This window comes from Vulcaniibacterium thermophilum (genome assembly GCF_007923255.1).
GTDB classification, from domain to species: Bacteria; Pseudomonadota; Gammaproteobacteria; order Xanthomonadales; family Xanthomonadaceae; genus Lysobacter_F; species Lysobacter_F thermophilum.
In genome coordinates this window covers 14,563-39,276 of record NZ_VOHJ01000015.1, presented here as the reverse complement: position 1 = coordinate 39,276, position 24,714 = coordinate 14,563, and the positions used below count along the sequence as shown (strand labels likewise).

General features: G+C 67.3%; 23 protein-coding genes. 22 read left to right on the top strand and 1 reads right to left on the bottom strand.

Going from position 1 to position 24,714, the window contains the following annotated elements; translation table 11 throughout:
• Nucleotides 1–61: 61 nt before the first annotated feature.
• From FQY64_RS07825 to FQY64_RS07730, 20 genes are all read left to right on the top strand, one after another.
• On the top strand, nucleotides 62–1,777 hold the full coding sequence (locus tag FQY64_RS07825) for a GspE/PulE family protein (RefSeq protein WP_146473602.1): 1,716 nt from the start codon (nucleotides 62–64) through the stop codon (nucleotides 1,775–1,777).
• 1 nt (nucleotide 1,778) lies between these two features.
• Nucleotides 1,779–2,978, top strand: coding sequence for a type II secretion system F family protein (locus FQY64_RS07820; protein WP_146473600.1), 1,200 nt, complete (start codon nucleotides 1,779–1,781; stop codon nucleotides 2,976–2,978).
• 17 nt (nucleotides 2,979–2,995) lie between these two features.
• A complete protein-coding gene (gene gspG / locus FQY64_RS07815) occupies nucleotides 2,996–3,433 on the top strand; it encodes a type II secretion system major pseudopilin GspG (protein WP_146473598.1) in 438 nt (145 codons plus the stop codon).
• The gene (locus FQY64_RS07810) at nucleotides 3,408–3,836 is read left to right on the top strand and encodes a prepilin-type N-terminal cleavage/methylation domain-containing protein (protein ID WP_146473596.1); all 429 of its coding nucleotides are present in this window, start codon (nucleotides 3,408–3,410) and stop codon (nucleotides 3,834–3,836) included. Before gspG ends, FQY64_RS07810 begins: the two co-directional genes overlap by 26 nt.
• Entirely contained in the window at nucleotides 3,826–4,254 is a 429-nt protein-coding gene (locus FQY64_RS07805) for a PulJ/GspJ family protein (protein ID WP_146473594.1), read from the top strand. Before FQY64_RS07810 ends, FQY64_RS07805 begins: the two co-directional genes overlap by 11 nt.
• On the top strand, nucleotides 4,251–4,850 hold the full coding sequence (locus FQY64_RS07800) for a PulJ/GspJ family protein (RefSeq protein WP_186760893.1): 600 nt from the start codon (nucleotides 4,251–4,253) through the stop codon (nucleotides 4,848–4,850). Before FQY64_RS07805 ends, FQY64_RS07800 begins: the two co-directional genes overlap by 4 nt.
• A 25-nt stretch (nucleotides 4,851–4,875) precedes the next feature.
• The gene (locus FQY64_RS07795) at nucleotides 4,876–5,901 is read left to right on the top strand and encodes a type II secretion system protein GspK (protein WP_186760892.1); all 1,026 of its coding nucleotides are present in this window, start codon (nucleotides 4,876–4,878) and stop codon (nucleotides 5,899–5,901) included.
• The gene (locus FQY64_RS07790) at nucleotides 5,840–6,892 is read left to right on the top strand and encodes a hypothetical protein (protein ID WP_146473590.1); all 1,053 of its coding nucleotides are present in this window, start codon (nucleotides 5,840–5,842) and stop codon (nucleotides 6,890–6,892) included. The genes FQY64_RS07795 and FQY64_RS07790 overlap by 62 nt, the downstream gene beginning before the upstream one ends.
• Nucleotides 6,889–7,674 (top strand): hypothetical protein, encoded by a 786-nt coding sequence (locus FQY64_RS07785; RefSeq protein ID WP_146473588.1) that lies wholly within the window; start codon nucleotides 6,889–6,891, stop codon nucleotides 7,672–7,674. Before FQY64_RS07790 ends, FQY64_RS07785 begins: the two co-directional genes overlap by 4 nt.
• Before the next feature lie 8 nt (nucleotides 7,675–7,682).
• A complete protein-coding gene (locus tag FQY64_RS07780) occupies nucleotides 7,683–8,144 on the top strand; it encodes a hypothetical protein (protein ID WP_146473586.1) in 462 nt (153 codons plus the stop codon).
• A 46-nt stretch (nucleotides 8,145–8,190) separates the two neighbouring features.
• A complete protein-coding gene (locus tag FQY64_RS07775) occupies nucleotides 8,191–10,338 on the top strand; it encodes a type II secretion system protein GspD (RefSeq protein WP_146473584.1) in 2,148 nt (715 codons plus the stop codon).
• A gap of 266 nt (nucleotides 10,339–10,604) precedes the next feature.
• The gene (locus FQY64_RS07770) at nucleotides 10,605–12,029 is read left to right on the top strand and encodes a hypothetical protein (protein WP_146473582.1); all 1,425 of its coding nucleotides are present in this window, start codon (nucleotides 10,605–10,607) and stop codon (nucleotides 12,027–12,029) included.
• Nucleotides 12,030–12,298: 269 nt separating this feature from the next.
• Nucleotides 12,299–13,042, top strand: coding sequence for a class I SAM-dependent methyltransferase (locus FQY64_RS07765; protein ID WP_186760891.1), 744 nt, complete (start codon nucleotides 12,299–12,301; stop codon nucleotides 13,040–13,042).
• A 108-nt stretch (nucleotides 13,043–13,150) separates the two neighbouring features.
• The gene (locus tag FQY64_RS07760; RefSeq protein WP_146473677.1) at nucleotides 13,151–14,302 is read left to right on the top strand and encodes a cystathionine gamma-synthase; all 1,152 of its coding nucleotides are present in this window, start codon (nucleotides 13,151–13,153) and stop codon (nucleotides 14,300–14,302) included.
• A 10-nt stretch (nucleotides 14,303–14,312) separates the two neighbouring features.
• Nucleotides 14,313–15,146 (top strand): ABC transporter permease, encoded by an 834-nt coding sequence (locus FQY64_RS07755; protein ID WP_229814960.1) that lies wholly within the window; start codon nucleotides 14,313–14,315, stop codon nucleotides 15,144–15,146.
• Nucleotides 15,136–16,509 carry an ABC transporter ATP-binding protein gene (locus FQY64_RS07750; protein ID WP_146473578.1) on the top strand — a complete coding sequence of 458 codons (1,374 nt, stop codon included), beginning with the start codon at nucleotides 15,136–15,138 and terminating at the stop codon, nucleotides 16,507–16,509. The genes FQY64_RS07755 and FQY64_RS07750 overlap by 11 nt, the downstream gene beginning before the upstream one ends.
• Complete coding sequence (locus tag FQY64_RS07745) at nucleotides 16,509–17,822, top strand: sulfotransferase family protein (RefSeq protein WP_146473576.1); 1,314 nt, start codon at nucleotides 16,509–16,511, stop codon at nucleotides 17,820–17,822. Before FQY64_RS07750 ends, FQY64_RS07745 begins: the two co-directional genes overlap by 1 nt.
• Nucleotides 17,823–17,824: 2 nt before the next feature.
• Nucleotides 17,825–19,420, top strand: a complete 1,596-nt coding sequence (locus FQY64_RS07740) for a glycosyltransferase (RefSeq protein WP_146473574.1) — start codon at nucleotides 17,825–17,827, stop codon at nucleotides 19,418–19,420.
• A 1-nt stretch (nucleotide 19,421) separates the two neighbouring features.
• Nucleotides 19,422–20,483 (top strand): glycosyltransferase family protein, encoded by a 1,062-nt coding sequence (locus FQY64_RS07735; RefSeq protein WP_146473572.1) that lies wholly within the window; start codon nucleotides 19,422–19,424, stop codon nucleotides 20,481–20,483.
• Between the two features lie 156 nt (nucleotides 20,484–20,639).
• A complete protein-coding gene (locus tag FQY64_RS07730) occupies nucleotides 20,640–21,845 on the top strand; it encodes a phytanoyl-CoA dioxygenase family protein (protein ID WP_146473570.1) in 1,206 nt (401 codons plus the stop codon).
• A gap of 9 nt (nucleotides 21,846–21,854) precedes the next feature.
• Here the strand turns inward: FQY64_RS07730 and FQY64_RS07725 are convergent, their stop codons facing one another.
• Entirely contained in the window at nucleotides 21,855–23,228 is a 1,374-nt protein-coding gene (locus FQY64_RS07725) for a DUF2029 domain-containing protein (protein ID WP_146473568.1), read from the bottom strand.
• 65 nt (nucleotides 23,229–23,293) lie between these two features.
• Here FQY64_RS07725 and FQY64_RS07720 point away from each other — a divergent pair, with 65 nt between their 5' ends.
• Both FQY64_RS07720 and FQY64_RS07715 read left to right on the top strand, forming a co-directional pair.
• Entirely contained in the window at nucleotides 23,294–24,322 is a 1,029-nt protein-coding gene (locus tag FQY64_RS07720) for a glycosyltransferase family 2 protein (protein ID WP_229814961.1), read from the top strand.
• Nucleotides 24,322–24,714 (top strand): GtrA family protein, encoded by a 393-nt coding sequence (locus tag FQY64_RS07715; protein ID WP_146473566.1) that lies wholly within the window; start codon nucleotides 24,322–24,324, stop codon nucleotides 24,712–24,714. Before FQY64_RS07720 ends, FQY64_RS07715 begins: the two co-directional genes overlap by 1 nt.

Here is a 24,714-nt window from a genome sequence, read left to right as displayed (position 1 = left end):
GGCGGCGAGGCGTCCTGCGCCGCCTGCTATCCTGCGCCGGCCGCAACGCTCCCTGGACCCCATGCCGCCAGCTTCTCCGCACGCCGCCACGCCATCGCCCGCATTGCGCAGGCTCGGCGAGCTGTTGGTGGAGCGCCACCTGGCCACGCCCGCCGACATCGGCAAGGCGCTGGCGTTCCAGCAGCAGTTCGGCGGCCGGATCGGCAGCATTCTGGTCCGCCTCGGTGCGCTGTCCGAGGAATCGCTGCTGCCGGTGCTGTCCGAGCAGCTCGGCATCCCGTTGCTTGACTCCTCCGAATGGCCCGTGGATGCCCAGGCGGCCCGCGTGCCGCTGGATGCGAGCGGCATCGTCGCGGACTGGTGGATCGACAACGACGTCGTCGCCTGGGCCGCGCCGGAGGGACAACTGCTCGTCGCCGGACGGGATCCGCTCGATCCGATGGTCAACGAACTGCTCGGCCAGCGCCTCCCTGCCGGCTGGTCATGGCGGCTCGCCCGCGCGCAGGACATCGAGCGTCTGGTCGATCTGCTCGCGCGCGCCCGCCGCGCGGACGAGGAGGCGGCCGACGACGTCAGCCATCTACGCGAGCTCGCCGAGGAAGCGCCGGTCATCGAGCTGGTCAACAACATCCTCGCGCAGGCGATGGACCAGCGTGCCTCGGACATCCATATCGAGCCGGAGGAGATGCTGTTCCACGTGCGGATGCGCATCGACGGCATCCTCCATACGCGGCTCACGCTGCCTGCCAGCCGTTACCCCGCGGTGGCATCGCGCGTCAAGCTGATCTCGGGCATGGACATCGCCGAGCGCCGCCTCCCGCAGGACGGCCGCCTGAGCGTCCGTGTCAGCGGCCAGGACGTCGACGTGCGCGTCTCGTCGGTGCCCGCGGTGCACGGCGAGTCGCTGGTGATGCGTCTGTTGCCGAAGGAACGCCAGGATCTGAGTCTGCAGCGGCTGGGCTTTTCCCCGCGCGACCTGTCCCTGTTCCGCGGCTGGGTGCAGGAGCCGCACGGCATCGTGCTGGTCACCGGGCCGACCGGATCAGGCAAGTCGACGACCCTCTACGCCGCGCTGGAATCGATCAACCAGCGCGACCGCAAGATCATCACCGTCGAGGATCCGGTCGAGTATCAACTGCCGGGGATCACCCAGATCCAGGCCAACGCGGAGATCGGATACACGTTCGCACGGGCCCTGCGCGCCATCCTGCGCCAGGATCCGGACGTCATCATGATCGGCGAGATCCGCGACCTCGAGACCGCGGAAATCGCGGTGCAGTCGTCGCTGACCGGCCACCTCGTGCTGTCGACGCTGCATACGAACGATGCGGTGAGCGCGTTCACCCGCCTGATCGACATGGGCGTCGAGCCGTTCCTGGTCGCGACCAGCGTCCGCGCCGTGCAGGCGCAGCGACTCGTGCGCCGGTTGTGCCCGGACTGCAGCCGGCCCGTCGAACCGCTACCGGCGGTGGCGCGGTTGGTCGAGCCTCTGCTCGAGGCTTCGGCCGCGCGACCGCAGTGGCGTGAGGCGGTGGGGTGCCAGCGTTGCCAAGGCACCGGCTACCGTGGCCGTGTGGGCATCTACGAGCTGGTGGATGTCACGCCGGAGATGCAGGAGCTGGTCCTCGCGCGCTCGACAGCCGAGAAGCTGCGCACGCTTGCGAGCGCGCAGGGCGGCCGTACGCTGCGGGAAGACGGCCTGCTGAAGGCGCATGCCGGGCTCACCACGGTCGAAGAAGTCGTGCGCGTGACCGGCGCTCTGCCGGCGGACGGCTGAGATGGAATTCCGCTACCAGGCGATCGATCCGACAGGAAACAACGTATCCGGCAGTGTGCATGCGCCGGGCGAGCGCGAGGCCGCGCGCGAGCTGGCCGCGCAGGGGCTCACCGTGTTCGCATTGCGCGCACAGGCCGAGAAACGCCCGCTGTCGCATCGGCGGCGACGCGCGTCGTCGCGCGAGCTGCAGCTCGTGCTGCAGGAGTTCGCCACGCTGCTGGAAGCCGGGGTGTCGCTGGTGGTCGCACTGGCGTCGCTGGCCAAGTCCAGCCACCACCCCCAGCTCACGCGCGCGTTCGCCGACATGGAGCGCGCGGTGCGGCGTGGTGAAAGTTTCAGCAATGCGTTGCGCGGCGCCGCCCTGCCTGTGCCGGAGTACGTACACCAACTGGTGCAGGCCGGTGAAGCCACCGGTCGGCTTGCCGACTCCTTGCGGGCGGGCGTGGAACAGTTCGAGTACGACCAGCGCGTAAGCCAGGAGATGCGATCCGCACTGGTGTATCCCAGCGTGCTGGTGATGTCCGGCATCGCGGCGGTCGGCATCATCTTCGTATGGGTGGTGCCGCGCTTCGGTGGGTTGCTGACCCAGCACGGCGACCGAATGCCGCCGCTTTCGCGCCTGACCATCAGCACGGGCGTCTGGCTGAGCGAGCATCTCTGGCTGGTCGCGCTGGTCGTGCTGGGTGCGCTCGCCGGGGCGCGCGCGCTTTGGTCGCGCGAGACGCTGCGCAACCGGTTGGCCGAGCTTGCGGCCCGGATGCCGGTCCTGGGCGATTGGCTGATCGAGGCGGAAGTCGGGCGGTGGTCGAGCACGCTTTCGGCACTGCTCGCCGGGCGGGTCGAACTGATCCGCGCGCTCGGGCTCGCCGCCGGATCGGTGCGCCTTGCGTTCCTGCGCAACCGGCTCGCGCAGGTGGCGAAAGCAGTGAAGGCCGGCTCGACGCTGTCGGCCGCGCTGCGCGAGCACCGCGCGCTCAATCCCACTGGATACGACCTGGTGGCGGTGGGCGAGGCGAGCGGCGAGCTGCCGAAGCTGCTGGCGGCCCTGGCACGGCTCTACGAGACCACCGGCCGCGACCGGATGAAGCGCGTGCTTCAATTGATCGAGCCTCTGGCGATCATTATCATCGGCGCGGTTGTCGGCACCATCGTGACCGCCATCATCCTGGCGATCACCAGCGTCAACGACGTGCCGCTGTGACGCCCTCCGGAGTGCCCATGCCCCACCGCCGCAGGTCCGCAGGTTTCACCCTGCTCGAAATGCTCGTCGTCCTGGTGATCATCGGGCTGATCGCAAGTCTGGTCGGACCGCGTCTGTTCAGCCGGGTCGACAGTTCGAAGGTGCAAGTCGCCGAGACACAGGTCCGCATGCTCCGCGGCGCGGTCGAGACGTTCCGCCTCGAGGTCGGACGGCTGCCGACGCCGGAGGAGGGGCTTGCGGTGCTCACGCAGGCGCCGGCGGATGAGCGGACGCGCGGACGCTGGCGCGGACCGTATCTGGACGAGGCGGTGCCGGCGGACCCGTGGGGCAACCCCTACCAGTACTCGATCCCCGGCCGCGACGGCATGCCATTCGCGCTCTACTCGCTCGGCGCGGACGGCAAGCCCGGCGGCGAGGGCAACGATGCCGATGTCGGTTTCCTGCCGCCGCAGTGAACCGCGTGTCCGGCCGACCGTGGCGGCCGGATTCACCCTGCTGGAGCTGCTGATCGTGCTCGCGTTGATCGCGATCGCGGCTGCCGTCGCCGCACCTCGGCTGGAGCGAACCTACGACGCGGTGGCGGGCAGCGGTGAGCGCGCCGAAGTGCGTCGCCAGCTCGAGAGCCTGCCGCTGCGCGTTCGTCGCGACGACCGTCCGCTGACGGTGCAGGCCGAGGACGCCACCGCACTGGCCGCGGCGCTCAGCCTGCCGGCCGGCTGGCGCGTGGTGCCGCTCGATGTGCTGCAGATCGAAGCCAGCGGCGTTTGCGCTGCGGCGCGCGTGCGCGTGGACGGACGCGGTGCCACCGAGGTCTGGCGGTTGCGGGAACCGGATTGCGTGGTGAGCGATGCGCCGTAACCGCCATTCCGCGGTGGCCGGTTTCTCGCTGCTGGAGGCGATCGTCGCGCTCGCCATTCTTTCCGCGGCGGGCTTGGCCCTGTTCGCGGCGATCGCCCAGTCCGTGCGGATGGCCGAGCGCGCCGAGCGCGCGCGCGAAGCGGACACGGCCATGCGCAATGCGCTGGCCTGGAGCGAGCGGATCAACCCGATGGAGCAACCGCGGGGCGAACAGCTTCTCGGAGGCTTCCGCCTGCGATGGACGAGCGAGCCGGTGGAGCCGGAACGCGATGCGGTCACCGGCCACCTGCAGCCCGGCCTTTACCGCGTCGGGCTGTACCGTCTGCGCATGGAGCTCTGGCGCGACGGTGCCATCGCGGAGGAGGTCGAACGTCTCCGTGTCGGCTATCGCCAGGTGCGCGAGGCGCCGCGGCTGTGACGCACAGGCGCGCACGCCAGGCAGGGTTCACTCTGCTCGAAACGATCGTCACTCTGGTGATCGTGTCACTGCTGGTCGCCGTGCTGATGCAGGCGCTCAATCAGACGCTGAACCTGCGTACGCGCCTGCTGCGTCACCAGGGCGAGGCGCGTCTGGCGGCGTTGCAGGAGGCGTGGTTCCGCGATTCCGTGGCGGCCGCGCTGATCGATCTGCCCGACGGTCTGGGCGAAATGCGCGGCAATAGCACCGCGGTCGATTTCGTCACCGCGCGGCCCCTCGCCGGGTCAGGGCCGGCCCGCGTGCGATGGTCGCTGCAGAGGGGGGCGAATGGCATCGAGCTGCGGTATGGCGATGAGCGGCTCGGGGAAGTCACCGCCGTTCCCGGCCCTTTGTACGAGGCCCGCTTCGCCTACCTGGGTGTCGACGGCCAGTGGCATGACATCTGGGAGCCCGAGACCGAGGCGGACGAGCGCCTGCCGCGTCTGGTCCGTTTCGAAGCGCGAACGGGCAGGGGCACCATCGCCTGGTGGGTCGCCATCGCGTCCGATCCCCGACTCCCGACCCGGCTGCGGAGGAACGAGTCCGGTGTCTACTGAGCGACGCGGCGCGCAGCGCGGGTTCGTGCTGGCGGTCACCTTGTGGATCCTCGCCGCCATCACCCTCGCGGTCGCTCTGCTCACCCTGTGGAGTTACGAGGAAGTCCGCGAGGCGAGCGATGCCCGCGATCGCACCGCAGACGCCATCGCGATGGCGTCGACGCGCGATGCCTTGCTGTACCTCGGTGCAACCCGCGAAGTGACCCTCGCCGGCTTGCCCACGCGGGCGCTGACGGAAGCCGAGCGCGCCAGTCTGCGGCTGCAGGAATTCGGTGCGCTGCGGACCGACCCGCGCGGTGGCGAGCTGCGGCTGGACGGAACGGTCTATCGGGGGCGCGGGGCGGCCCGCTTCGCCCTGCAGGACGAGGCGGGGCTGCTGGGCCTTCTGCTTCCGACTTCGGCGCTGGTGGATCGCTATCTGGAATCCGCCGGCGTGCGCCGCGAACAGATCGGACGCCTGCGCGACGCGCTACTGGATTACATCGACGAAGACCGCCTGAAGCGCCTGAATGGCGCCGAACAAAGGGAATACGAACAGGCCGGGCGCGAACCGCCACCGAACCGGCGTCCGCTGATTCCGGGCGAAGTGCTGCGGGCGCTGGGATGGTCCGAGCTGCCCGCCGGGGTGCGCGCACGCCTGCCGGAAGAAGCCACCGTGTTCTATTCCGGCGCGGTCAACCTCAATACCGCGCCCGAATCCCTCTTGGCCACGTGGTTGCCCGGGTGCCCCCAGACCTGCCGCACCGTGGTTGCGCGCCGGCGCACGCAGCCCTTCGCGTCGGGGCTCGAGGTGCAGACCGTGGCCGGCGTGCGCCTGCCGGGCGACCCGCTGATCGATTACCGGGTGCTGCCTTCAGACACCTTACGCATGACGCTGTGGGGCCGGACGGGCGCCGGCTGGCGCATCCATGTACGATTCACGCCCCTTGCGGACAAGCGGGCCCCGTGGTCCATCCTGGCCGCCTATCCGGTTCCCCGACCTTCCTCCGATGCCCCAGCGCAAGACCCTGGCAGCGATCTTCTCGCCGACGCGGCGCCTGATCGGCCCTGAGCCGAAGGTCGTCGCGCGTGGCGGCCTGCTCGGCGCGTCGGAGTGGGTGGTGCCGAGAGCGCAGTGCCTGTATCGCCGTCTGGATCTGGCGGCGCTCCCGCCGCGCCAGCGTGCCGGTGCCGCGCGCATCGCCGCGCGCCAGCACGAACCGGTCGAAGGCGCGCCGGCGCGTATCGCGTGGACCGGCGGGATCGCCCACCTTTGGTTCTGGACCACGCCCGACCCCGCCGTCGCCCGCAGTGAAGAGGCCTGGACGCCGGAGAGTCTCGTGCGCGAGCCCCCGCTGGTCGATGGCGTGCGGCTGCTCCGGCTGGTGGAGGGGGTGGAAGGGCAGTACTGGCGCGAAGGCGTCCTGCAGGCCAGCCAGTACTGGCCGCAGCGTCCCAGCGAGGAGCAGTGGCGGCGTTTCGTGCGCGCCTGCGGGCTCGGTCCGGATCATGCGCGGACGGTGCCGGAGCCCATCGAAGCCGCCTGGGCGGCGCCGTGGGCAGAAAGCCGGCGCGCGTGGCCGGGCTCGCCAGCACGCCTTGAACGCTGGGCGTGGATCGGCGCGCTGTGGATTCTCGCGGTCGTGCTGGGGTGGCAGGTGGCCGCGCTGGCCCGCTGGCAGGATGCGCAACGTGACCTGCAGGCCCGCCTGGAGACGATGCGCGCGCGCTCCACGCCGCTGCTGGCTGCACGCGAGCGCGCGGAGACGGCGCGCGATGAGCTGCTGCGCCTGAGGGAGCTCCAGCGCGGCGTGAGCGACTATCGCCTCATGGCCGACATCGTCGCCGCATTGCCGAAGGGAAGCCTGCTCACGGGCTGGGTCCGGGAAGGCGGCAAGCTGCAGGTCACGGTGAAGTCCGCCGAGACCGATCCGCGCGCCTTCGTCGCCGCGTTCGAGAAGAACAAGGTTCTCGCCGACGTCTCCGCCACTTCGTTGCCGACCGGGGCCATGCAGCTCGAATTCACCCTGCCGGGCATCGTCACGCCGGAGGCCAGGCCGTGATCGCCGCGCATGTGCAGCGTGCGCGGCAGGAATGGCGGAGCAACCGCCGCCTGCGTCTGGGCGCCCTGGTGATCCTGCTGATCGCCGGAGCGCATGCCGCTTCCGCCCTCAGCGAGCGTCGCGCTGCGATCGCCGCCGACTACGGGCGCGACCTCGAGCTGCTGCAGCGGCTGGAAGAGGCCAGCCGCGAGGCCCTCTGGCCCAAGCGCGCCAGTCAGACCGAGGCCCGGCTCCGCGCCGAACGCGACAGCGTGCCGCCGGTGCCCACCGCGGGTGCGGCGAAGGCGGAGATGCAGGCGTGGCTTGCCGCGCAGTTGCCGCCGACCGGAGTGCGCGTCGAGCGGATCGAAGTCGAGACCGCGGCCGACGTGCCGGACTACCCCGGACTCTGGCAGGTGCCGGCGCGGTTCGACGTGGTGGCTCCGCTCGGCAAGGTGCGCGATGTCATGCGCATGCTGAGCGAGGCCCTTCCTTGGGTGCAGGCCGAGCGCGTCGAGGCCTCCGGCGAGGGCGAAACCCGCCTGTCGGTCATCGTGCGCGGCTACTACCGCAAAGGCGCGCGCCGTCCGGCCGATACGGCCAAGGTGGGATCGCCGCGATCGGGCGATCCTGCGACCGATTCTCCGTCGGCGTCGCCTCCCTCCGCGGCCCGGGCCGCCTCGGATGCCGGGACCCCAGGCAGGAAGGCCCGCGCGGCGGAAACCGGGCGGCCACCGAGCACGCGTGGCATCGTGCCCTCGATCGCGCGCGAACCGGTTACGGGCGGGGGACAGAAGCGATGAGCGCGGGGTTGAGGATCATCCTCGGGATGGTGCTTGCTGCGGCGCTCGGCGGCCTGCTTGCATTCCGTGGCGGACTGCCGCGGACCGATGCGCCGCGGAATGGCGCCCGCGCCGAGTGGAGCCTCCCTGCTCCCGCCAAGCCCGCACTCGCATCCGCGGATCGCATCTGGGAAGAGCGCGCCCCCTGGGGCGCGCCTCCGCCCCCGCCCCCGCCGCCCGAGCCGCCTCCTCCGCCCCCGCCGGTGCCGGTGGGCGTCGTGAAGTCCGGGCGCTTCGCGTACGCCGTGTTTGTCGTGCCGGGCGCGCCCGCGGAATACCACGTCCGCGTCGGTGGGCGCCTGCCCGATGGCGGTCGTGTGATGAAAATCTCCAGATCGCGTGTGATCTGGAAGGATGGCCGGGGCGAGCAGCACGACCAGGAACTGCTCGCCGACCCGCTGCCTCTTTTGAGGAACCCTGTTCGTCCCTGACGGTCTCGTACCGTCGCCGTTGTTTGCCAGGACACCGAGCCTTGCCATGAGCCAGACGCCGCCCCATTCCACTTGCCGGTCCGAGCCCGGACGTGCACGCATCGCCTATGCGGTCCGCATCGTCCTGGCCGTTCTCCTGGCCGGCACCTTGGCGGCATGCGCCGTTCGCCCGCCCAAATTTCCGGCGCCGCTTCGCGCGCCGAATCCACCGCCCGCGCAGGACGATGTTCTCCAACAGCAAGGCGGCGCAACCCGCCCGCGCCTCGAGGAGGGGCCGACGCTCCCGGCCGCAGCACCGGCAGCCCAGCAACAACCGGCCGAGTCTCCCGTTCCCCCCATCCCGAACAGGAAGCCGGTTGCGCTGGCATTGGATGGCGTGCCGCTGTCCGCGTTCATCAACGTGGTGTTCGGCACGGAACTCGGCTTTCCGATCGAGATCGAGCAGGCGGTCCGTGATCGGACCGAGCTGGTGACCCTGCGGCTGACGGAACCGCAGGAGCCTGAAAAGCTTTATGCCATCGCGGCCGAAGTACTTCGAAACTACGGCGTGCGTGTACAGCCCGTCGGCACGTTGCTCCGCTTCAGCCCTATACCGTCCGCGACCGGCGCTGCGCCGCGCGTGGTCGTCACGCGAGCGCTTCCGGACGTGCCGGCCGGCCAGCGGCCGGTGTTCGTGGCGATCCCGCTGGACATCGGCGAACCCGGACGCATCGCCGCGCAGGTGCGCATCCTCCTGGGCAACAGCGGTGTCACCATCACCGAGATGATCGAGGCTAATGCCTTGCTGCTCAGCGGCCCCGGCGATGCGGTCCAGGCGGCGATGGACGCAGTCCTCACCCTCGACAAGGCTGCGCTTCGCGACAAGCGGTCGATCCGCATCAATCCCCTTTACCTGTCGGTCGACCAACTGGCGCGCGACCTGCGCGAGGTACTCAATGCGCAGGGCATTTCGGTGCGGATGGGGCCCGGCACTTCGGGCGCGCTGACCTTCGTGCCCGTGCAATCGGCGAACGCCCTGATCGTGTTCAGCGAGTCGGAGGCGGCGCTGCGTGCAGCGTCCGAGTGGGCGGAGCGCCTCGACCAGCCGACCGACGAGAGTGCAGGCGGCGGCGGGGTCTACCTCTATTCCGCTCGCCATACCACGGTTGAAACGCTGGTTCCGATCCTGCAGGCGCTGGTCGGCGGCGCCAATGCGCCGACGGCGCCCGCCTCGGGCTCGGCGGCCGCGGGCGGCAGCGGTACGCCGGGCGCTCCGCAAGGGCAGGCGGGTGCGTCGAACCAGGTGGTGTCCATTGCAGGCAACGGAGGGCGGCTGGCGGTCGACCCCATCCGCAATGTCATCGTCTACCAAGGCGATGGGCAGCGCTGGCGGGCGATCCAGGGCGTCCTCGCCCGCTTGGACCAGCCTGCCAGGCAGGTGGTGATCGAGGTCACCGTAGCGGAGGTCACCCTGACTGACGAGTTCAGTCACGGCATCGAATGGGCCTTGCGGAACATCAATTTCGAAGGCATGTCAGGGCCGTTGACGGCGCTTGGCGGCTCGCAGCCCAATGCCGGCGGACTGGTCTGGCGGGCGATCTCGTCCTCGGGGCAGGTAAGCGCACTGGTCAACCTGTTCGCGCGCGACAGTCGCGTGTCGATCCTCTCGACGCCCCGCCTGCTCGTGAAGAGCGGGGAGAAGGCCAGCATCGACGTCGGCACCGAGGTCCCCATCATCACCAGTCAGGCGACCGCGCCGGACCTGCCCAGCCCGGGGGAAACGCCGTCCATCCTGCAGTCGATCCAGTACCGCAAGACCGGTGTGCTGCTGGAGATCGAGGCCGTTGTGCATTCGGGACAACGGGTCGATCTCAAGATCGCTCAGGAGGTCAGCGAGGCCACCCAGACCGAGAGCAGCGACATTCCTTCGCCCAGCATCTTCAGCAGGCGGTTGCAGACGAGTCTCACCCTGTCCGACGGCGAGAGCATGCTGCTCGGCGGGCTGATCTCGAGCACCAACAGCGACGGCAAGAGCAAGGTGCCCTTGCTGGGGGATATCCCGGGCCTTGGCCGGCTGTTCCAGAACCGGCGCAAGGAGGGAACACGAACCGAGCTGCTGATGCTCATCACCCCGTACGTGGTCGAGGACGCGACGCAAGCGAAGGCGATCACGGAAGCCGTCCGCGCCCGCTTCGGTACCGGCAAGGAAGAGTGAGACAGTCATCTGCTGGTCAGGTAGATGACCGTTTCAAGTAGATTGACGGCGGTTTAACGGCCCCCGTATAGTCGGTGCCGCCTGGGGACTGCGCAGTGCTTGAGCATGCGCAGGAAGGTCGAGGAACGGGGGACAGGGGAGTCATGAAGAATCTCCGCCACCGGCCCGACCGGGGTGCCGGCGCCGGCACGTGCGTGCGGGCGGTGGGTAGTGTCCAGGCGTAGTGCTTCGCAAGAAAAATCAATCCTAAGCTTAGGAGCAAAAGAATGTCCTTGAACAAGAAGGCTCTCGCTACGGCTGTCGCCGGAGCCCTGCTGGCGGGCAATGCCTATGCCGCCAACATCTCCACGGGCGGCGCGCCGGCGTACTTCGCGCGCGAGATCATCGCCACCCCGGCCGCGCCGGTCACCCTCAACACCGACTCGACGGCGGGTGTCGACGCCACCGAGCTGTCCTGGAACGTCGGTTACAACTTCTCCGACGGCGAAGTCCGCTACGCGCGCGTCGAGTGCTCGGGCAACTTCCGCTTCGGTACCGGCCTGACCGTCGTCTCGAACGATCCGGGCTCCGTCAACTTCGGTTCGATCAACGGCATCGGCACCAACGTGCTGACCTTCTCGGTCACCTCGCTGGGCGGTGCCAACAACGTCGTGGCCGCCGACACGTTCACCATCACGGGCGATCACCAGATCACCGGCACCAGCTCCGACGTGGTCTGCAACGTCGCCCTGTACGACCAGCCGTCGCAGGCGCAGGCCGGCGGCACCACGGGCCGCATTCCGAACTCGCTCTCCGCGGGCCCGTACCTGGCCTTCCGTGACAGCTACAACTTCACCAGCACGCCGTTCACGGCGACCGCCGATGTGTCGACCGACTACCTGGACTTCCTGGCGTCGGGCGACACCACCGCGGCGACCGCCGAGCTGGCCAGCTGGGTCTATGACCTGGTCGATCCGGACGCTGCGGGCCCGCAGACCGCTCCGTACGACATCGACGGTTCGGCCATCACGCTGGCCGATCTGATGGCCACCGGCGCCACGGGCACCCGCATCGTGGTCAGCGGCGACTTCAGCTATGCGACCAGCGCGTTCCTCTCCAGCGGCGGCAACTGCGCCACGCCGATCGCCGGCATGACCGCGACCATCACCGGCGGCAACACCGCGACGTTCAACGTGGGCGCCACCGCTCTGCCGGCCGGCACCTCGTTCTGCGTGACCCGCAACGGCACGACCGCGATCCCGGTCACGGACTACACGGCGCAGCTGATTGCCGTGTCGGCCGCGCCGACCACCTATGCGGTCACCAACCGCGGCCCGCACGCTTCCGGCTCGATCGTCCGCAACGGCACCGAGCTGCAGGCGCCGCTGGTGCAGCTGCCGAGCGGCTACCTCAGCCGCATCATGCTGACCAACACCGGCTCGGTGGCCCGCAACTACCGCATCCGCGTGATCGGTGAGACGGGCAACGTGATCTCGACGAACGCCGCCAACATGTCCGGCACCATCCCGGCCAACGGCAGCCGCTTCTTCGAGACCAACACGTTCATCACCGGCTTCAGCGCCGGCACCCGCGCCACGGTGATCATCACGGTCGACGCGCCGACCAACCAGATCCAGGGTCTGTACCAGATCGTGAATCCGGCCAACGGCTCGATCAGCAACCACGTGATGGTGCGTCCGGGCACCAACTGATCGCGGTTCGGATCAGCGCAATCGGAAAGGCCCGCTTCGGCGGGCCTTTCTCTTTTCGCGATGCCGGTTCGCGATCGCCCGGCGGGCACGTCGGCAGTCACGGCTCGATGCGGTTGCTCGGCTCGATAGGGTTGATCGCGCATCTTGTTGTTCTACGTCGCGGCGTCGGGCGCAGCCGGCCTGCGCGCAAGGCTCTTGCGCCCGCATGGCGAGGGCCCCGAGCCTCTCGGCGGCGTGAGAAGATGGCGGACAGGCTCTCGATTCGTCCCATGAACTTTTTCGATCAGTATCCGCGCTTCTACCAGACCAGTCGGACCAGCCCGTGGCCGCGCCGGCTGAACGCGCGCCACACGGCGATCATCGCGCGCAATGCCGAAGCGCTGAGAGGCCGGCGTGTGATCGACATCGCCAGTCACGATGGCCGATGGACGTTCGCCGCCCTGCATGCAGGTGCGGCGCACGTGGTCGGCATCGAGCCGCGAGCCGAGTTGATCGCGAACGCCCGCGAGTCATTGACGCACTACGGCGTCTCCCCTGACCGTTATGAGCTACGGCAGGGCGATGTCTTCGACGTCCTCGACGGCTCGTTGCATGCGGACGTGGTGCTCTGCCTTGGCTTCTACTACCACACGATCCGACATGCGGAGCTGCTCGACCGCATCGAACGCACGGGCGCCCACCTGGTCGTCATCGATACGGAAGTAGCGCCGATTTCCGACGCGGCTGCCGGATTGGACGATCCGCGGTTGGTGTACGCGAACCCTCATGTGATTCAACTGCTCCAGGATCCGGTCGACGACCAGCGCATGGCCTGCGCCGACGCGCTCACGCGCAACGGCCGGACTCTCGTGGGGCGGCCATCGCGCGAAGCAATCCGCTTCATGGCAGCGCACTTTGGATTCGAGCTCGACAGCTACTCCTGGCAGGCCCACTTCGAGCGGCGTCCCGCCGATGCGGAGGACATGATCGATTACTTCGAGGGATGGCGGGACACGCTCTACCTCACCCGGTAAAGCCCAACCACCGATGTACGGGGCACCCGGCGCCCGCCGTATTTACGGCCGGGCGAGGTGGGCGATCCGGTATCATGCCTGCCCTTCTCCCCCGACCACCGGACCGCCATGGTGCATCGTCCCGGTACCCTTGCCATCCATGCAGGCCAGTCGCCCGACCCCGCGACCGGCGCGGTGATGACCCCGATCTACGCCACCTCGACTTACGCCCAGAGCAGTCCGGGTGTTCATCAGGGGTTCGAATACTCCCGCAGTCACAACCCCACACGGTTCGCGTATGAGCGTTGCGTGGCAGCTCTGGAAGGCGGCACGCGAGGGTTTGCATTCGCGTCGGGCTTGGCGGCCACTTCTACGATCCTCGAGCTGCTTGATACGGGCAGCCATGTCGTGGCGATGGACGACGTTTACGGAGGTACGTACCGGCTGTTCGAGCGTGTGCGGCGCCGCTCCGCGGGGCTTGATTTCAGTTGGGTGGACCTGACCGATTCTGCCGCGTTCGAAGCGGCGATCCAGCCGAACACCCGCATGGTGTGGATCGAAACGCCGACCAATCCGCTGCTGAAGCTGGTGGATATCGCGCAAATCGCCGAACGCGCGCGCGCGCGCGGGCTGATCGTGGTGGTCGACAACACCTTCGCCTCGCCGATCCTGCAACGCCCGCTGGAACTCGGCGCTCACATCGTCATGCACTCGGCGACCAAGTACCTCAACGGCCATTCCGACATCGTCGGTGGCATGGTCGTCGTCGGCGACGACGTCGAGTTGGCGGAGAAGCTTGCCTTCCTGCAGAACGCAGTCGGCGGCATCCAAGGCCCGTTCGACAGCTTCCTCGCCTTGCGGGGGCTGAAGACGCTGCATCTGCGTATGAAGGCGCATTGCGAGAACGCGCTGGCACTGGCGGAGTGGCTGCAAACGCACGCGGCCGTCGAGAAGGTCGTCTATCCGGGGCTGAAGGCGCATCCGCAGTACGAGCTAGCCAAGCGCCAGATGCAGGGTTTCGGCGGGATGGTGTCGATCTACGTCAAGGGCGGTTTCGAAGCGGCCAAACGGCTGTGCGAACGCGTCCGGATCTTCGCGTTGGCCGAGTCGTTGGGCGGCGTCGAAAGCCTGGTCAACCACCCTGCCGTGATGACGCACGCGAGCGTGCCGCCCGAGCGGCGTTCGCAGTTGGGCATCGCGGACAACCTGGTCCGTCTCAGTGTCGGCGTCGAGGACGTAGAGGATCTACGTGCCGATCTGGACAATGCGATCGGTGCCTGACGTTGCACACATGAGCACCGCCACCATGTCGTTCGAGGCCGGTTTGCCCTGCCTGCTGGCATCGCTGCGACGCAACCGCGATCTGATCCGCCAACTGGTACGCCAGGAGATCGTCGGCCGCTACCGCGGCTCGTTCATGGGCGTGGCATGGAGCCTGCTGACGCCGGTGTTGATGCTGCTCATCTACACGTTCGTCTTCAGCGTGGTGTTCGGCGCGCGTTGGGGCGGTTTGCCGCAGGGCGGCAAAGCCGCATTCGCCGTGGTGCTGTTCGCGGGAATGGCGGTGTTCAACGTGTTCTCCGAAGTGGTCGTGCGCGCGCCGAATCTCGTGGTAGCCAACGCGAACTATGTGAAGCGCGTGGTCTTCCCTCTCGAGGTGCTGCCCATCGTGCAGATGGGCAATGCGTTGTTCCATTTCGCCGTGAATATGGCGGCATGGCTGGTGGCGGCATGGGTCGTGCTCGGCACGGTACCGTGGACCGCCTGGTTGCTGCCGGTGGTGCTCGGTCCGTTGATTCTCGGTACGCTGGGTATCGCTTGGCTGTTGGCATCGCTGGGCGTGTTCGTACGGGACATGGCCCAGACGGTCGGGCTGCTGGTGACGGCACTGCTGTTTCTCACTCCGATTTTCTATCCGCTCGAAGCGATCCCCGAGGACTTTCGGCCGTGGCTCGCGCTCAACCCGCTCGCCCATGTGGTGGAGCAGGCGCGTGCGCTGCTGATCGGCGGCACGGTACCGGCCCTGCGCGAACTCGCGCTGTCGTGGGGGCTGGGTGTCCTGGTGATGTGGCTGGGGTTCGCCTGGTTCCAGAAGACGCGCAAGGGCTTCGCCGATGTGCTCTGAACGCGTCGTCGTTTCCGCGCGCGGGTTGGGCAAGTGTTTCCCGGTGTATGCGCGACCTTCCGACCGCCTGCGCCAGTTCGTGCTGCCGCGTCTGCAGCGATGGGGTGGGCTAGCGCCGCGCCGCTACTACCAGGAGTACTGGGCGCTGCGGAATGTCACCTTCGATATCCGTGCCGGCGAACAGGTCGGAATCGTCGGCCGCAACGGTGCTGGCAAGTCGACGTTGCTGCAGATCCTATGCGGAACGCTGGCCCCGACTACCGGAACGGTTGAGGTCGAAGGCCGCGTCGCCGCTCTGCTCGAGCTGGGGGCAGGCTTCAACCCGGAACTGACCGGTGCGGAGAATATCTTCCTCAACGGCAGTGTGCTGGGGATAAGCCGCCAGACGCTCGAAGCGCGCTACGACGACATCGTCGCGTTCGCGGATATCGGCGGCTTCATCGACCAGCCTGTCAAGCATTACTCCAGCGGCATGTTCATGCGCCTGGCCTTTTCCGTGGCGGTGCACGTGCAGCCGGACGTGCTAGTCGTGGATGAGGCGCTGGCGGTGGGTGACGAGGCCTACCAGCGAAAATGCCATGCGCGCATCCGCCGTCTGCGGGACGATGGGGCGACGATCCTGTTCGTCTCGCACGCGGCGGGTCACGTGACCGAGGTTTGCGATCGCGCCCTGCTGCTCGACGGGGGCGAATTGCTTTGTATCGGCCCGGCCCGTGACGTGGTTTCGCGTTATCAGAAGCTGCTCTATGCGCCGCCCGAATGTCGGGAGGAGGTAAGACGGACGATCGCGGGCAAGAGTGCTGCGGTGCCGGACGCGACCAAGGTACGGGCAGCCGATCGGCGCGCGGAGGCGGGCATGCCGCGGGCGACACTGGTCGAGCCCACGTGGGACCCGGGTATGGTGCCGGCAAGCACCGTGGTCTATCCGTCCAAGGGCTGCGTCATCGAGGATGCGCGCCTGGAAACGCCCGATGGCGCGCGCGTGAACGTGCTGAGGCCGGGTGAAGACTATGTGTTCTCGTACCGAGCCGATTTCGATACCACGGCCGCCGGTGTGAGGTTCGGCATGATGGTCCGTAGCCTGACCGGCGTGGAGCTCGCAGGCGCGGTCAGTCATGCGGTGACGCGGCCGCTGGAGTGGATCGCCTCCGGCAGTCGGGTCGAGGTGCGATTCCGCTTCCGCAATCGGCTCAATGCGGGAACCTACTTCCTCAACGCAGGCGTGGTCGCCCTGGAGGGGGAGTCGGAGGCATTTCTCGCCCGTTGCGTCGACATCGCGATGTTCCGCGTCATGAAAGACCCCGACGCATTGGCCACGGGATTCGTGGATCTCGACGTCGAGCCGCAGGTGGAGATTCGCTGATGCAGTCGGCGTGTCAACCGGATGCGGTCCTCGTGTTGGGTATGCACCGCTCCGGCACCTCTGCGGCGACCGGCGCGCTGGAACGGCTGGGATTGCACTTGGGCGACCGGCTGGTGCCGGCAGCGGAAGACAATCCGTCGGGTTACTTCGAACATGCGGACGCGGTTGCGCTGAACGAGGCGCTTCTGGATGCGATGGACCGCAGTTGGGACGACATACGCGCGTTGCCCGACGGATGGCTCGCGCTGCCGGCCGCTGACGCGGCGCGGGCGCGCATCCGCACCGATATGCTGCCGGCGCTGTCGGCAAATGCGCCGTGGGCGTTGAAGGATCCGCGTTTGTGCCGGTTGTTGCCGCTGTGGCGGATCGTGCTGGAGGAAAGCGGGGTTCGCGTGGCTGCGCTGCTGGTGGTCCGCCATCCTGACGAAGTGTCCGCTTCACTGCTCGCGCGCGACAGGATGCCGCCCACGATCTCCCGCATTCTCTGGCTGCGGCACGTGTTCGAGTCCGTGCGGAGCTCAGTGGGCTTGCCGCGCGCAGTGTTGAACTACGCGGCGCTGCTGGAGGCGCCGACGAGTCTGTTGAGCGCAGTCGGCGAACGACTCGGATTGCAGTTGCCTGCGACCGCCCCGCAGATGGCGTTGGACGAGTTTCTCAAGAGGGATGCCCGCCACCATGCCGCCTGCAACGACCCGCCGCCAACCGACGAATGGCACGCGCTGTCGCTTCGGACCTACTCCGAGTTGACTGCGATCGAGCCGGATTGGAGGCGGATGGATGGGTTGTATCAGGAGTTCTGCCGTCTGCAGCAGCAGGCTGCGAACTGGATCGAGCTGACCGGCGCCGTGCTGCGTGCTGCGGATGTCCGTCGCCGTTCGCTGGCGGAGCGCGCACTCGCGCGCGAAGCGCAGCTGGACGTTGCCCTCCAGACCGTCACCGCACAGGCACTGGAGCGGCTGGAGACGATGCGTGCGCTGCGTGCCGACCTGGATGCAACCCAGATCGCATTGGAGCAGGTGAAAGCCCAAGCGTTGGAGCGCCTCGAAACGATGCGGGGGCTGCGCTTGCAGTTGGATGCGACGGAAGAGGCATTGACGCGGGTCGAGTCACTGTCGCTGGAGCGGCTCGCCGGGCTGGAGCGGGTCTCGCGAGAGTATGCGGAGGCCACTCAAGCGCTGGAGCGCGCCGAAGCCAAGCGGGCCGAGGTCGAGGCGACACTGGTGCGGGTGTCTGAACGGTTGGCACGCATCGAGACGAGCTGGTGGTGGAAAGCGGCACAGTCGGTACGCCGTCTGCTTCGGCGGGGAGGCTGAGCGTGGCGCATCGGTTCGGTCTCGATTCGCTCGTAATCCGCGATGGGCGCTTCTACGGCTGGGGATGGTTCTTGGACGACGAGGCGGGCGCTGCACGATGCGAGCTGCACTTGCCGCTGCGCGGCGGCGGCGCGCAGACCGTCATGTGCGTGCCGGCCGGCACACGTGACGACCTCCGTCGGGCCTACCCCCAAATACCGCACGCGGCGTCGGCAGGCTTTCTGTTACAAGGCCGGCTGCGCGCCCCACTCGACTCAAGCCGCCCCGCACGCCTGGTGGCCACGTTGGCCAACGGTCAGGTCCGGAGCTGCGAGGTTCACGACCTTCTTCAGATCGGACATCCAACCGGCGTATTGCGACGTGCGTGGAACAAGTGGCGGCGCGAAGGGCTGCGCTCGCTGGTCCTCGCAACCCGCCAGCGCACGGAGGCGCGTCTGCAAGCCGCAACATCCAGGCGGCTGCTTCTGCGAAGGCTGTACCGCTGGGGCGACGGAGACCCTTTGATCTTGGTGATCGATCACGGCATGGGCGGCGGTGCCAACCGCTATCGCCATGCGCTCGTGAACAGCTTTGCCGGGAAGGGGGCGGTACTGGTGGTGAGCCCGGTCCTCCAGGAGTTGAGCTACCGCGTCGAACTGCGCACACAGGATGGCGTGTTCGAGGGCCAGGTAACCCGACTGGAAGCGGTGCTGCGCCCACTGGAACGCTTGCGCCGGCTCGATATCCACGTCAACGAATTGGTTTCCTACGCCGAACCGTTGGCACTGTTGGAGTGGGTGCGAGCACAGCGAGCGCGCGGGATCGGCGAACTGGTGTTCCACCTGCACGACTACCACGCGGCCTGCCCGGCTTGGACGCTGATAGACCACACCGGTGCCTTCTGCGGCGTGCCCGATCCGATCATGTGCCTTACCTGCCTTCCGGCCAACACCGCCAACACGATGGACTTCACGCCCGATGTCACCGTGCCGCAGTGGCGCGCGGCGTGGGGCGCCTTCCTGGAGGTCTGCGATCGCATCGTCGCGTTCTCGTGGGCGTCGGTGGATGTGCTCGCCAAGGCTCACCCGCGACTGCCGAAAGAAAAGGTGACGGTACAGCCGCATACGGTCGATGTGAGCCTGCGGCCGATCCGGACCGATCCTGGGCCGCCGCTGGTGATCGGCGCTGTCGGCCACTTGACCAGTGCGGCCAAAGGTGCCCGCATTCTGCGCGAGATGGCGGACCTGATCCGCGAGCGTGGCTTGCCGATGCGGATCGTCGTTTTCGGAACGCTCGAGCAACACGATGGCGATGACGGAATCGAGGTGCTGGGGGAGTACGCGCTCGCCGATCTGCCCGATCTGCTGGAGCGGCAACGGGTCGGAGTATGTCTGCTGCCCTCGATCTGTGCCGAGACCTATTCCTTCGTCACCGCCGAGCTGATGGCTATGCGGGCACCGTTGGCGGTGTTTCCGATCGGCGCGCCGGCTGAACGCGTGCGCCAGTACGATCTTGGTCTCGTGATCAGCAGAATCGATCCGGCAGTCGCGCTCGACGAGATCGCTGCGTTCGCGGCGCGCGTACTCGCTGATGCCGACGCCGCTCCTAAAGGACAATGAGATGGGAAAGACGGTCGCATTCACTTCAGCAGCGGTGAATTATCTGCCGAAGGTACGCAAGTTGGCGGCTTCGCTGCGCAAGCATCATCCGGAGTTCGAGATCGTACTCGCGCTCGCGGACGAAAGGCCTCCGGGGATCGATTTCTCTGCCGAGCCGTTGGACAGGGTGATCGCGGTTGACGATTTGCCGATTCCGGATCGCCGCCGCTGGATCTACTTCCACACCATCGTCGAGTTGGCTACGGCAATCAAGCCTTTCGTACTGTGTCAGCTGCTGTCCGAGCCCGATGTCGATCGTGTGCTGTACTTCGATCCTGACATGGTCGTGTTCTCGCGCCTGGATGACCTGCTCGCTACGCTGGATTCGTCCAACGTCGTGCTGACGCCGCATCTGACCTGCCCCGAGCGCACGCTGGAGGCGGTGCGCGACAACGAGATCAGCGCGCTAAAGCACGGTGTGTACAACCTGGGCTTCCTCGGGGTGAGGCGCACTCCTGAGGGCGAGCGCTTCTCCCGCTGGTGGAGCGAGCGCATCTACCACTTCTGCATCGCGGACGTTCCCGCTGGATTGTTCACCGACCAGCGCTGGATCGATCTGGTGCCTGCGTTCTTCGACGGCGTGGGCATCCTCAAGAATGCGCGTTTCAATGTCGCCACTTGGAACCTCACGACCCGGCATGTCGCGGGCGGCCTGGATGCGGGATTCACCGTGAACGGCGAGCCGTTGGGGTTCTACCACTTCACCGGCTTCGACAGCGGCGCCCATCGGGCAATGTTCGACAAGCACGGTGCAGGCAACCCGGCGGTGGCCGAGCTGGTGGCCTGGTATACGCACGAAACGCGCTTCGATGGCGAAGAGCCGGCCGCCAAGGTCGCATGGCGCTATGGGCGATACAGCGACGGAACACCGATCCCGCTCGAGCACCGGCGACTGTATCGTGACCGTCCCGATCTGCAGGCGGCCTATCCGGACCCCTTCGATGCCAGCGGCCTATTGCGATGGATGACGACGCAGGGGCCGATCGAGCATCCGGAGCGATTCGCAAAAAAAGCCCTTGGCTGAGGCGTGCCGTGTGGCGTTTAAGCCATCTGAGCCGCGTGCTCGTCCTCAGCCTCACCGATGCCGATGCCCGCCGCGCGCGATGGCGGGCGCTTGCCTGCCATATCGCCGAGCGCGGTTGGTGGGCAACACTGATCATCATCCTAGGAGGACGCAGGAATGGGAATCTTCACCGATAGCTTGCCGGTCGAGTGGAACCAGTACGGGCGCGCCGCGGGCGTGCTGCGGGCGCTCTTCTCCTTGCCTGAGGCAGGCCTGTCGGCTTCCGTGAAGGTATCGGTTGACGGTGCGGAAGTCCTGGAGGCACCCGCAGCTCCCAAGAGCGACGGACGGGTGCGTGTCAACTTGCACACCCATCTGCTCGACGACGGCATGCACGAGATCCATCTGCGGCTCTCGCAGGGCAAGCGCGAATGGTCGGCTTCCACGCGCGTCGAAACCCGAAACGGCGGCGGCGTTGGCCCGCGGGTACGTGAGGCGTTGCGCACTCACGGCGCCCCACTGGCGTTCGTGGGCGACTGCGATGCTTCCCACTACGCGTCTGCTCAAGCCGCGTTGACCGCTTGGGTGGATGCGCCAAACGCGGAGCAGCGGATTTCGGACAAACTCTCCGCCGGTGCGATCACCGCGTCGGAGGCCGACATGTTACGCCGCTTCGTGCGCGATGGCTTCGTCATTCTCGACGAGCTTCTCCCCGATCCCATGGTCGAGCGCGCGAATGCGGCACTGGATGAGGCGATCGCCAACGGCTACCAAGGCTATCGCTATGGCGAAAGCACGCGCCTGGAACAGATGCACGTGCACTTTCCGGCGATCCGCGACATCTGGCTGTATCCGCCGGTGCACCGTTTCCTGTCGCTGGTATTCGACGCACCGTCCCGACCTTGCCAGTCGCTCGTCTATGTGTTCGGCAGTCAGCAGGACGCTCATCAGGACACCATCCACCTGACGCCTTTCCCGGCCGGTCTGATGTGCGGCGTGTGGATCGCGCTGGAGGATGTCCGGCCGGGCTCGGGAGAGCTGGTGGTGTACCCGGGCAGCCACCGTCTGCCGCGCGTGTACATGCACGAGGCAGGGTGCGCCAAAGTGAGCGGCGACTGGAGCGAGTTCGGCACGAAAGTGGTCGGTCGCTGGACGCAGATGTTGCGCGACAGCGGGATCGCCCCGATGCCGTACCTGGCCAAGCGCGGCCAGATCCTGATCTGGCATGAGAACCTGATGCACGCCGGCTCGGTCCGCCGCGATCCGTCGTTGTCGCGGCGCTCGGTCGTCACCCACCATTTCGCAGAAGGCGTTATCGCCTACTACGATTCTTCCGGCGACGTCGGCTACGTCTACCCCGAAGCCGTGCCTGCGGTCGGATGACACGCCACGCTAGGGTGGTGCCGGGCCTCTTGCAGCCTGCTCCGGCACCACCAGCGCCAGCAGGATGGCGGTGACGCATGGAATAAGCAGGAACAGGTATCGGAAGTCGCAGGCGATCGAGGTCGGCAGGAAGGCGCCGACGAACAACGTCAGTCCAGCGACCCACGGCAACAGGATGCGGCGGGCACGTGTTCCGCGCCGCCATGCTCCGATAGCGGCTGCCAGCAGCAGCAGCACGTAGAACCAGTGCTGCCAGAGCGGAGTGTGGAAGAGCCCTTTGTACTTCTCGTACAGCCAGTCGTCGCGCGGCTCGTTTTCCGCGCGAAGGCGCGACTCGGAGAGGAAGTCGGGCACGCCGTCCACCCCGACAAGCACGGGCAGACACTTGCCTGGATCGCGCAGCCCGAGCAGCCAGACGAACGCCGATAGACGATGCCTAGCGTACGCGATGGGGTGGCGCTTTATGGAGTCCCACCAGAGCGCCTTGAGCGCCTCTTCGTCCAAGCTTCCGAAATATCGGCTGACGGACGGATGCGCATTGAGACGATCGACCCGATCGCCGCTGTAGGTTTCCTGAATGGCACCGAGGGTTTCCGCAGGCGCGCCGGCGCGGGCAAGGGGGCCAGTGGCGCCGGTGCGCGCCTGGATGCCCGCGAGGTCGTACGCGCGGATGATGCGGGCGCCGACAGAAAGGTCGCGGCCATCGGGCCCTTGTGTGAAGGTGGCTGCCACCGCGAACCGAAGAAGCAGGTAGCCGGCCAGCACGGCGACGCCGACGGTGGCAAGCACCCACTTTCGCGATTGGGCCGGGGCTGATTCGGCAATCAGCAGCGCGGGCGCGATGGCGAACACCGGCATCAACAGCAATCCTTGCTGACGCACCATCGGGATTGGCAGCAGTGTCAGCAGTGCCAAGAAAGCCAAAGCCCTGCGATGCCGAGGGTTGTACGCCCGGCTGGCGGCCACAGTAAGGCTGAGGGCCAACACGCACAACGAGGCGAGCAGTACGTCCTTCCAGACGATGCCGACGTATGCGAAAACCACAGGGTTGGCTATGAGGATCAATGCCACCGACAGGCGCCACCAGGGCCAAGGAGTCTCCGCCGTTCCGCGTGCGATCATCCAGAACGCGCCATAGGTCGCGGCTGTGTTGAGGAGCACGAACAGGGCGGTCGCGACGCTGCCCGGTCCAAGCCACGCAAGCAGTGCGGACATGAACGGCGGGGCCCAACTCTCGATCCGTCCGCTGTGCGCCTCATGCAGTTGAATGGTCGAATCCACGCTCAGATGGCCGGGCGAGTGCAGCGCCAGCGCCAGCCCGGCCGCCAACAGGCACAGCAACGTTATGCCTGCGCGCGTGCTGCGCGCGGAGATCATGGTCATGGGGGTGCGATTGAAGACGGGTTCTTATACTAGCGTAGCTATTTTTCATCCGTGTCCAGGTACTCATGTCCCAGCGTAATCCGGTCGAGTCCATGGTGCCGGCCGCAACCCGGCCACTGCCGCGCGTCGCGGTCGTGGTTCCTGCATATCGCGTCACCCGCCATGTGCTTGGGGTGTTGGCCGCCATGCCTGCGGCGGTGTGGCGCATATATGTGGTAGATGATGCGTGCCCCGACGGCTCGGGCGACCTGGTCGAACGCGAATGCGACGACCCGCGCGTCGTGGTGGTTCGAAATCCGCGTAACCTCGGGGTCGGCGGTGCCGTGCTTGCGGGCTATCGCAGGGCCGTGGAGGAAGGCGCGGGCATCATCGTCAAGATCGACGGTGACGGGCAGATGGATCCGGCAATGTTGCCGCGCTTCGTGGCGCCAATCGTCGCCGGGTACGCCGATTACACGAAGGGTAATCGCTTCTACGACCTCCGCCACATTGGTCGCATGCCGGGCGTACGCCTGTTCGGCAATGCGGTGCTGTCCTTCATGGCGAAGATCTCGACCGGGTACTGGGACATCTTCGATCCAACCAACGGGTACACCGCCATCGATGCGCGCTTGGCCGCGCTTCTTCCCTACGAGCGCATCAGCCAGCGTTACTTCTTCGAGACCGATCTGCTGTTTCGACTTGGGACCTATCGCGCCGTGGTCGTGGACGTACCGATGGATGCGCGCTACGCCGACGAGGTCAGCAACCTACGCATCGGCAGCGTCCTGGGGGAGTTCCTCCGCAAACACCTGCGCAACCTGTGCAAGAGGATCTTCTACAACTACTTTCTGCGCGACCTGTCGATCGCGTCGCTGGAACTTCTGGCGGGCATCGCGATGCTGGCTTTCGGGGTCGCCTACGGTGGGTGGCATTGGTGGCAGGCGCTCGCCTCCGGCTCGGCGACTCCGATCGGGACGGTGATGCTGGCCGTGTTGCCGGTGCTGGTGGGCTTGCAGCTCACGCTCGCCTTCCTGGCTTACGACATCGCAGCGGTGCCGCGCCTTCCCGTTTCGGTGAGGCTCGGTGAGCGCGTGTCCGCGGAGTCCGACTGATGGCGGCACGCACGCTGTTGCGTCAGGGTGCAGGCTACGGCGTGGTTGGCGCGCTGCAGTTGCTGCTCGACTGGGGACTGTTCGTAGCCTTGAGCGCGTCGGGGGCGAATACGATCGTCTCCAACCTGGTCGGTCGTGTAGCTGGTGCCCTGGTGGGCTTCTGGCTCAATGGCGTCGTCACGTTCAGTTCCGAGGGCGGCAGTCGCCTCGGCTGGGCGCGACTGGCCCGCTTCCTGCTGTCCTGGGCAGCGATGTCGGTGCTAGGCACGGCCGTTGTCGCGCTGCTGGATCAGCATGCCGGCCTCCACTGGGCCTGGGTGGCCAAGCCGGCGGTCGATGTGGTGTTGGCCTTTCTCGGCTTCGTGGTGTCGCGCTACTGGATCTACCGTTAG

What these genes read in the sequence shown, in the direction of transcription:
- FQY64_RS07720 (WP_229814961.1), top strand. Translation starts at nt 23,294, where the DNA reads ATGTCCCAGCGTAATCCGGTCGAGTCCATGGTGCCGGCCGCAACCCGG.
- FQY64_RS07820 (WP_146473600.1), top strand. Translation starts at nt 1,779, where the DNA reads ATGGAATTCCGCTACCAGGCGATCGATCCGACAGGAAACAACGTATCC.
- FQY64_RS07745 (WP_146473576.1), top strand. Translation starts at nt 16,509, where the DNA reads ATGCAGTCGGCGTGTCAACCGGATGCGGTCCTCGTGTTGGGTATGCAC.
- FQY64_RS07760 (WP_146473677.1), top strand. Translation starts at nt 13,151, where the DNA reads ATGGTGCATCGTCCCGGTACCCTTGCCATCCATGCAGGCCAGTCGCCC.
- FQY64_RS07775 (WP_146473584.1), top strand. Translation starts at nt 8,191, where the DNA reads ATGAGCCAGACGCCGCCCCATTCCACTTGCCGGTCCGAGCCCGGACGT.
- FQY64_RS07725 (WP_146473568.1), bottom strand. Translation starts at nt 23,228, where the DNA reads ATGACCATGATCTCCGCGCGCAGCACGCGCGCAGGCATAACGTTGCTG.
- FQY64_RS07805 (WP_146473594.1), top strand. Translation starts at nt 3,826, where the DNA reads ATGCGCCGTAACCGCCATTCCGCGGTGGCCGGTTTCTCGCTGCTGGAG.
- FQY64_RS07765 (WP_186760891.1), top strand. Translation starts at nt 12,299, where the DNA reads ATGAACTTTTTCGATCAGTATCCGCGCTTCTACCAGACCAGTCGGACC.
- FQY64_RS07750 (WP_146473578.1), top strand. Translation starts at nt 15,136, where the DNA reads ATGTGCTCTGAACGCGTCGTCGTTTCCGCGCGCGGGTTGGGCAAGTGT.
- FQY64_RS07770 (WP_146473582.1), top strand. Translation starts at nt 10,605, where the DNA reads ATGTCCTTGAACAAGAAGGCTCTCGCTACGGCTGTCGCCGGAGCCCTG.
- FQY64_RS07735 (WP_146473572.1), top strand. Translation starts at nt 19,422, where the DNA reads ATGGGAAAGACGGTCGCATTCACTTCAGCAGCGGTGAATTATCTGCCG.
- gspG (WP_146473598.1), top strand. Translation starts at nt 2,996, where the DNA reads ATGCCCCACCGCCGCAGGTCCGCAGGTTTCACCCTGCTCGAAATGCTC.
- FQY64_RS07810 (WP_146473596.1), top strand. Translation starts at nt 3,408, where the DNA reads ATGTCGGTTTCCTGCCGCCGCAGTGAACCGCGTGTCCGGCCGACCGTG.
- FQY64_RS07755 (WP_229814960.1), top strand. Translation starts at nt 14,313, where the DNA reads ATGAGCACCGCCACCATGTCGTTCGAGGCCGGTTTGCCCTGCCTGCTG.
- FQY64_RS07730 (WP_146473570.1), top strand. Translation starts at nt 20,640, where the DNA reads ATGGGAATCTTCACCGATAGCTTGCCGGTCGAGTGGAACCAGTACGGG.
- FQY64_RS07825 (WP_146473602.1), top strand. Translation starts at nt 62, where the DNA reads ATGCCGCCAGCTTCTCCGCACGCCGCCACGCCATCGCCCGCATTGCGC.
- FQY64_RS07790 (WP_146473590.1), top strand. Translation starts at nt 5,840, where the DNA reads ATGCCCCAGCGCAAGACCCTGGCAGCGATCTTCTCGCCGACGCGGCGC.
- FQY64_RS07715 (WP_146473566.1), top strand. Translation starts at nt 24,322, where the DNA reads ATGGCGGCACGCACGCTGTTGCGTCAGGGTGCAGGCTACGGCGTGGTT.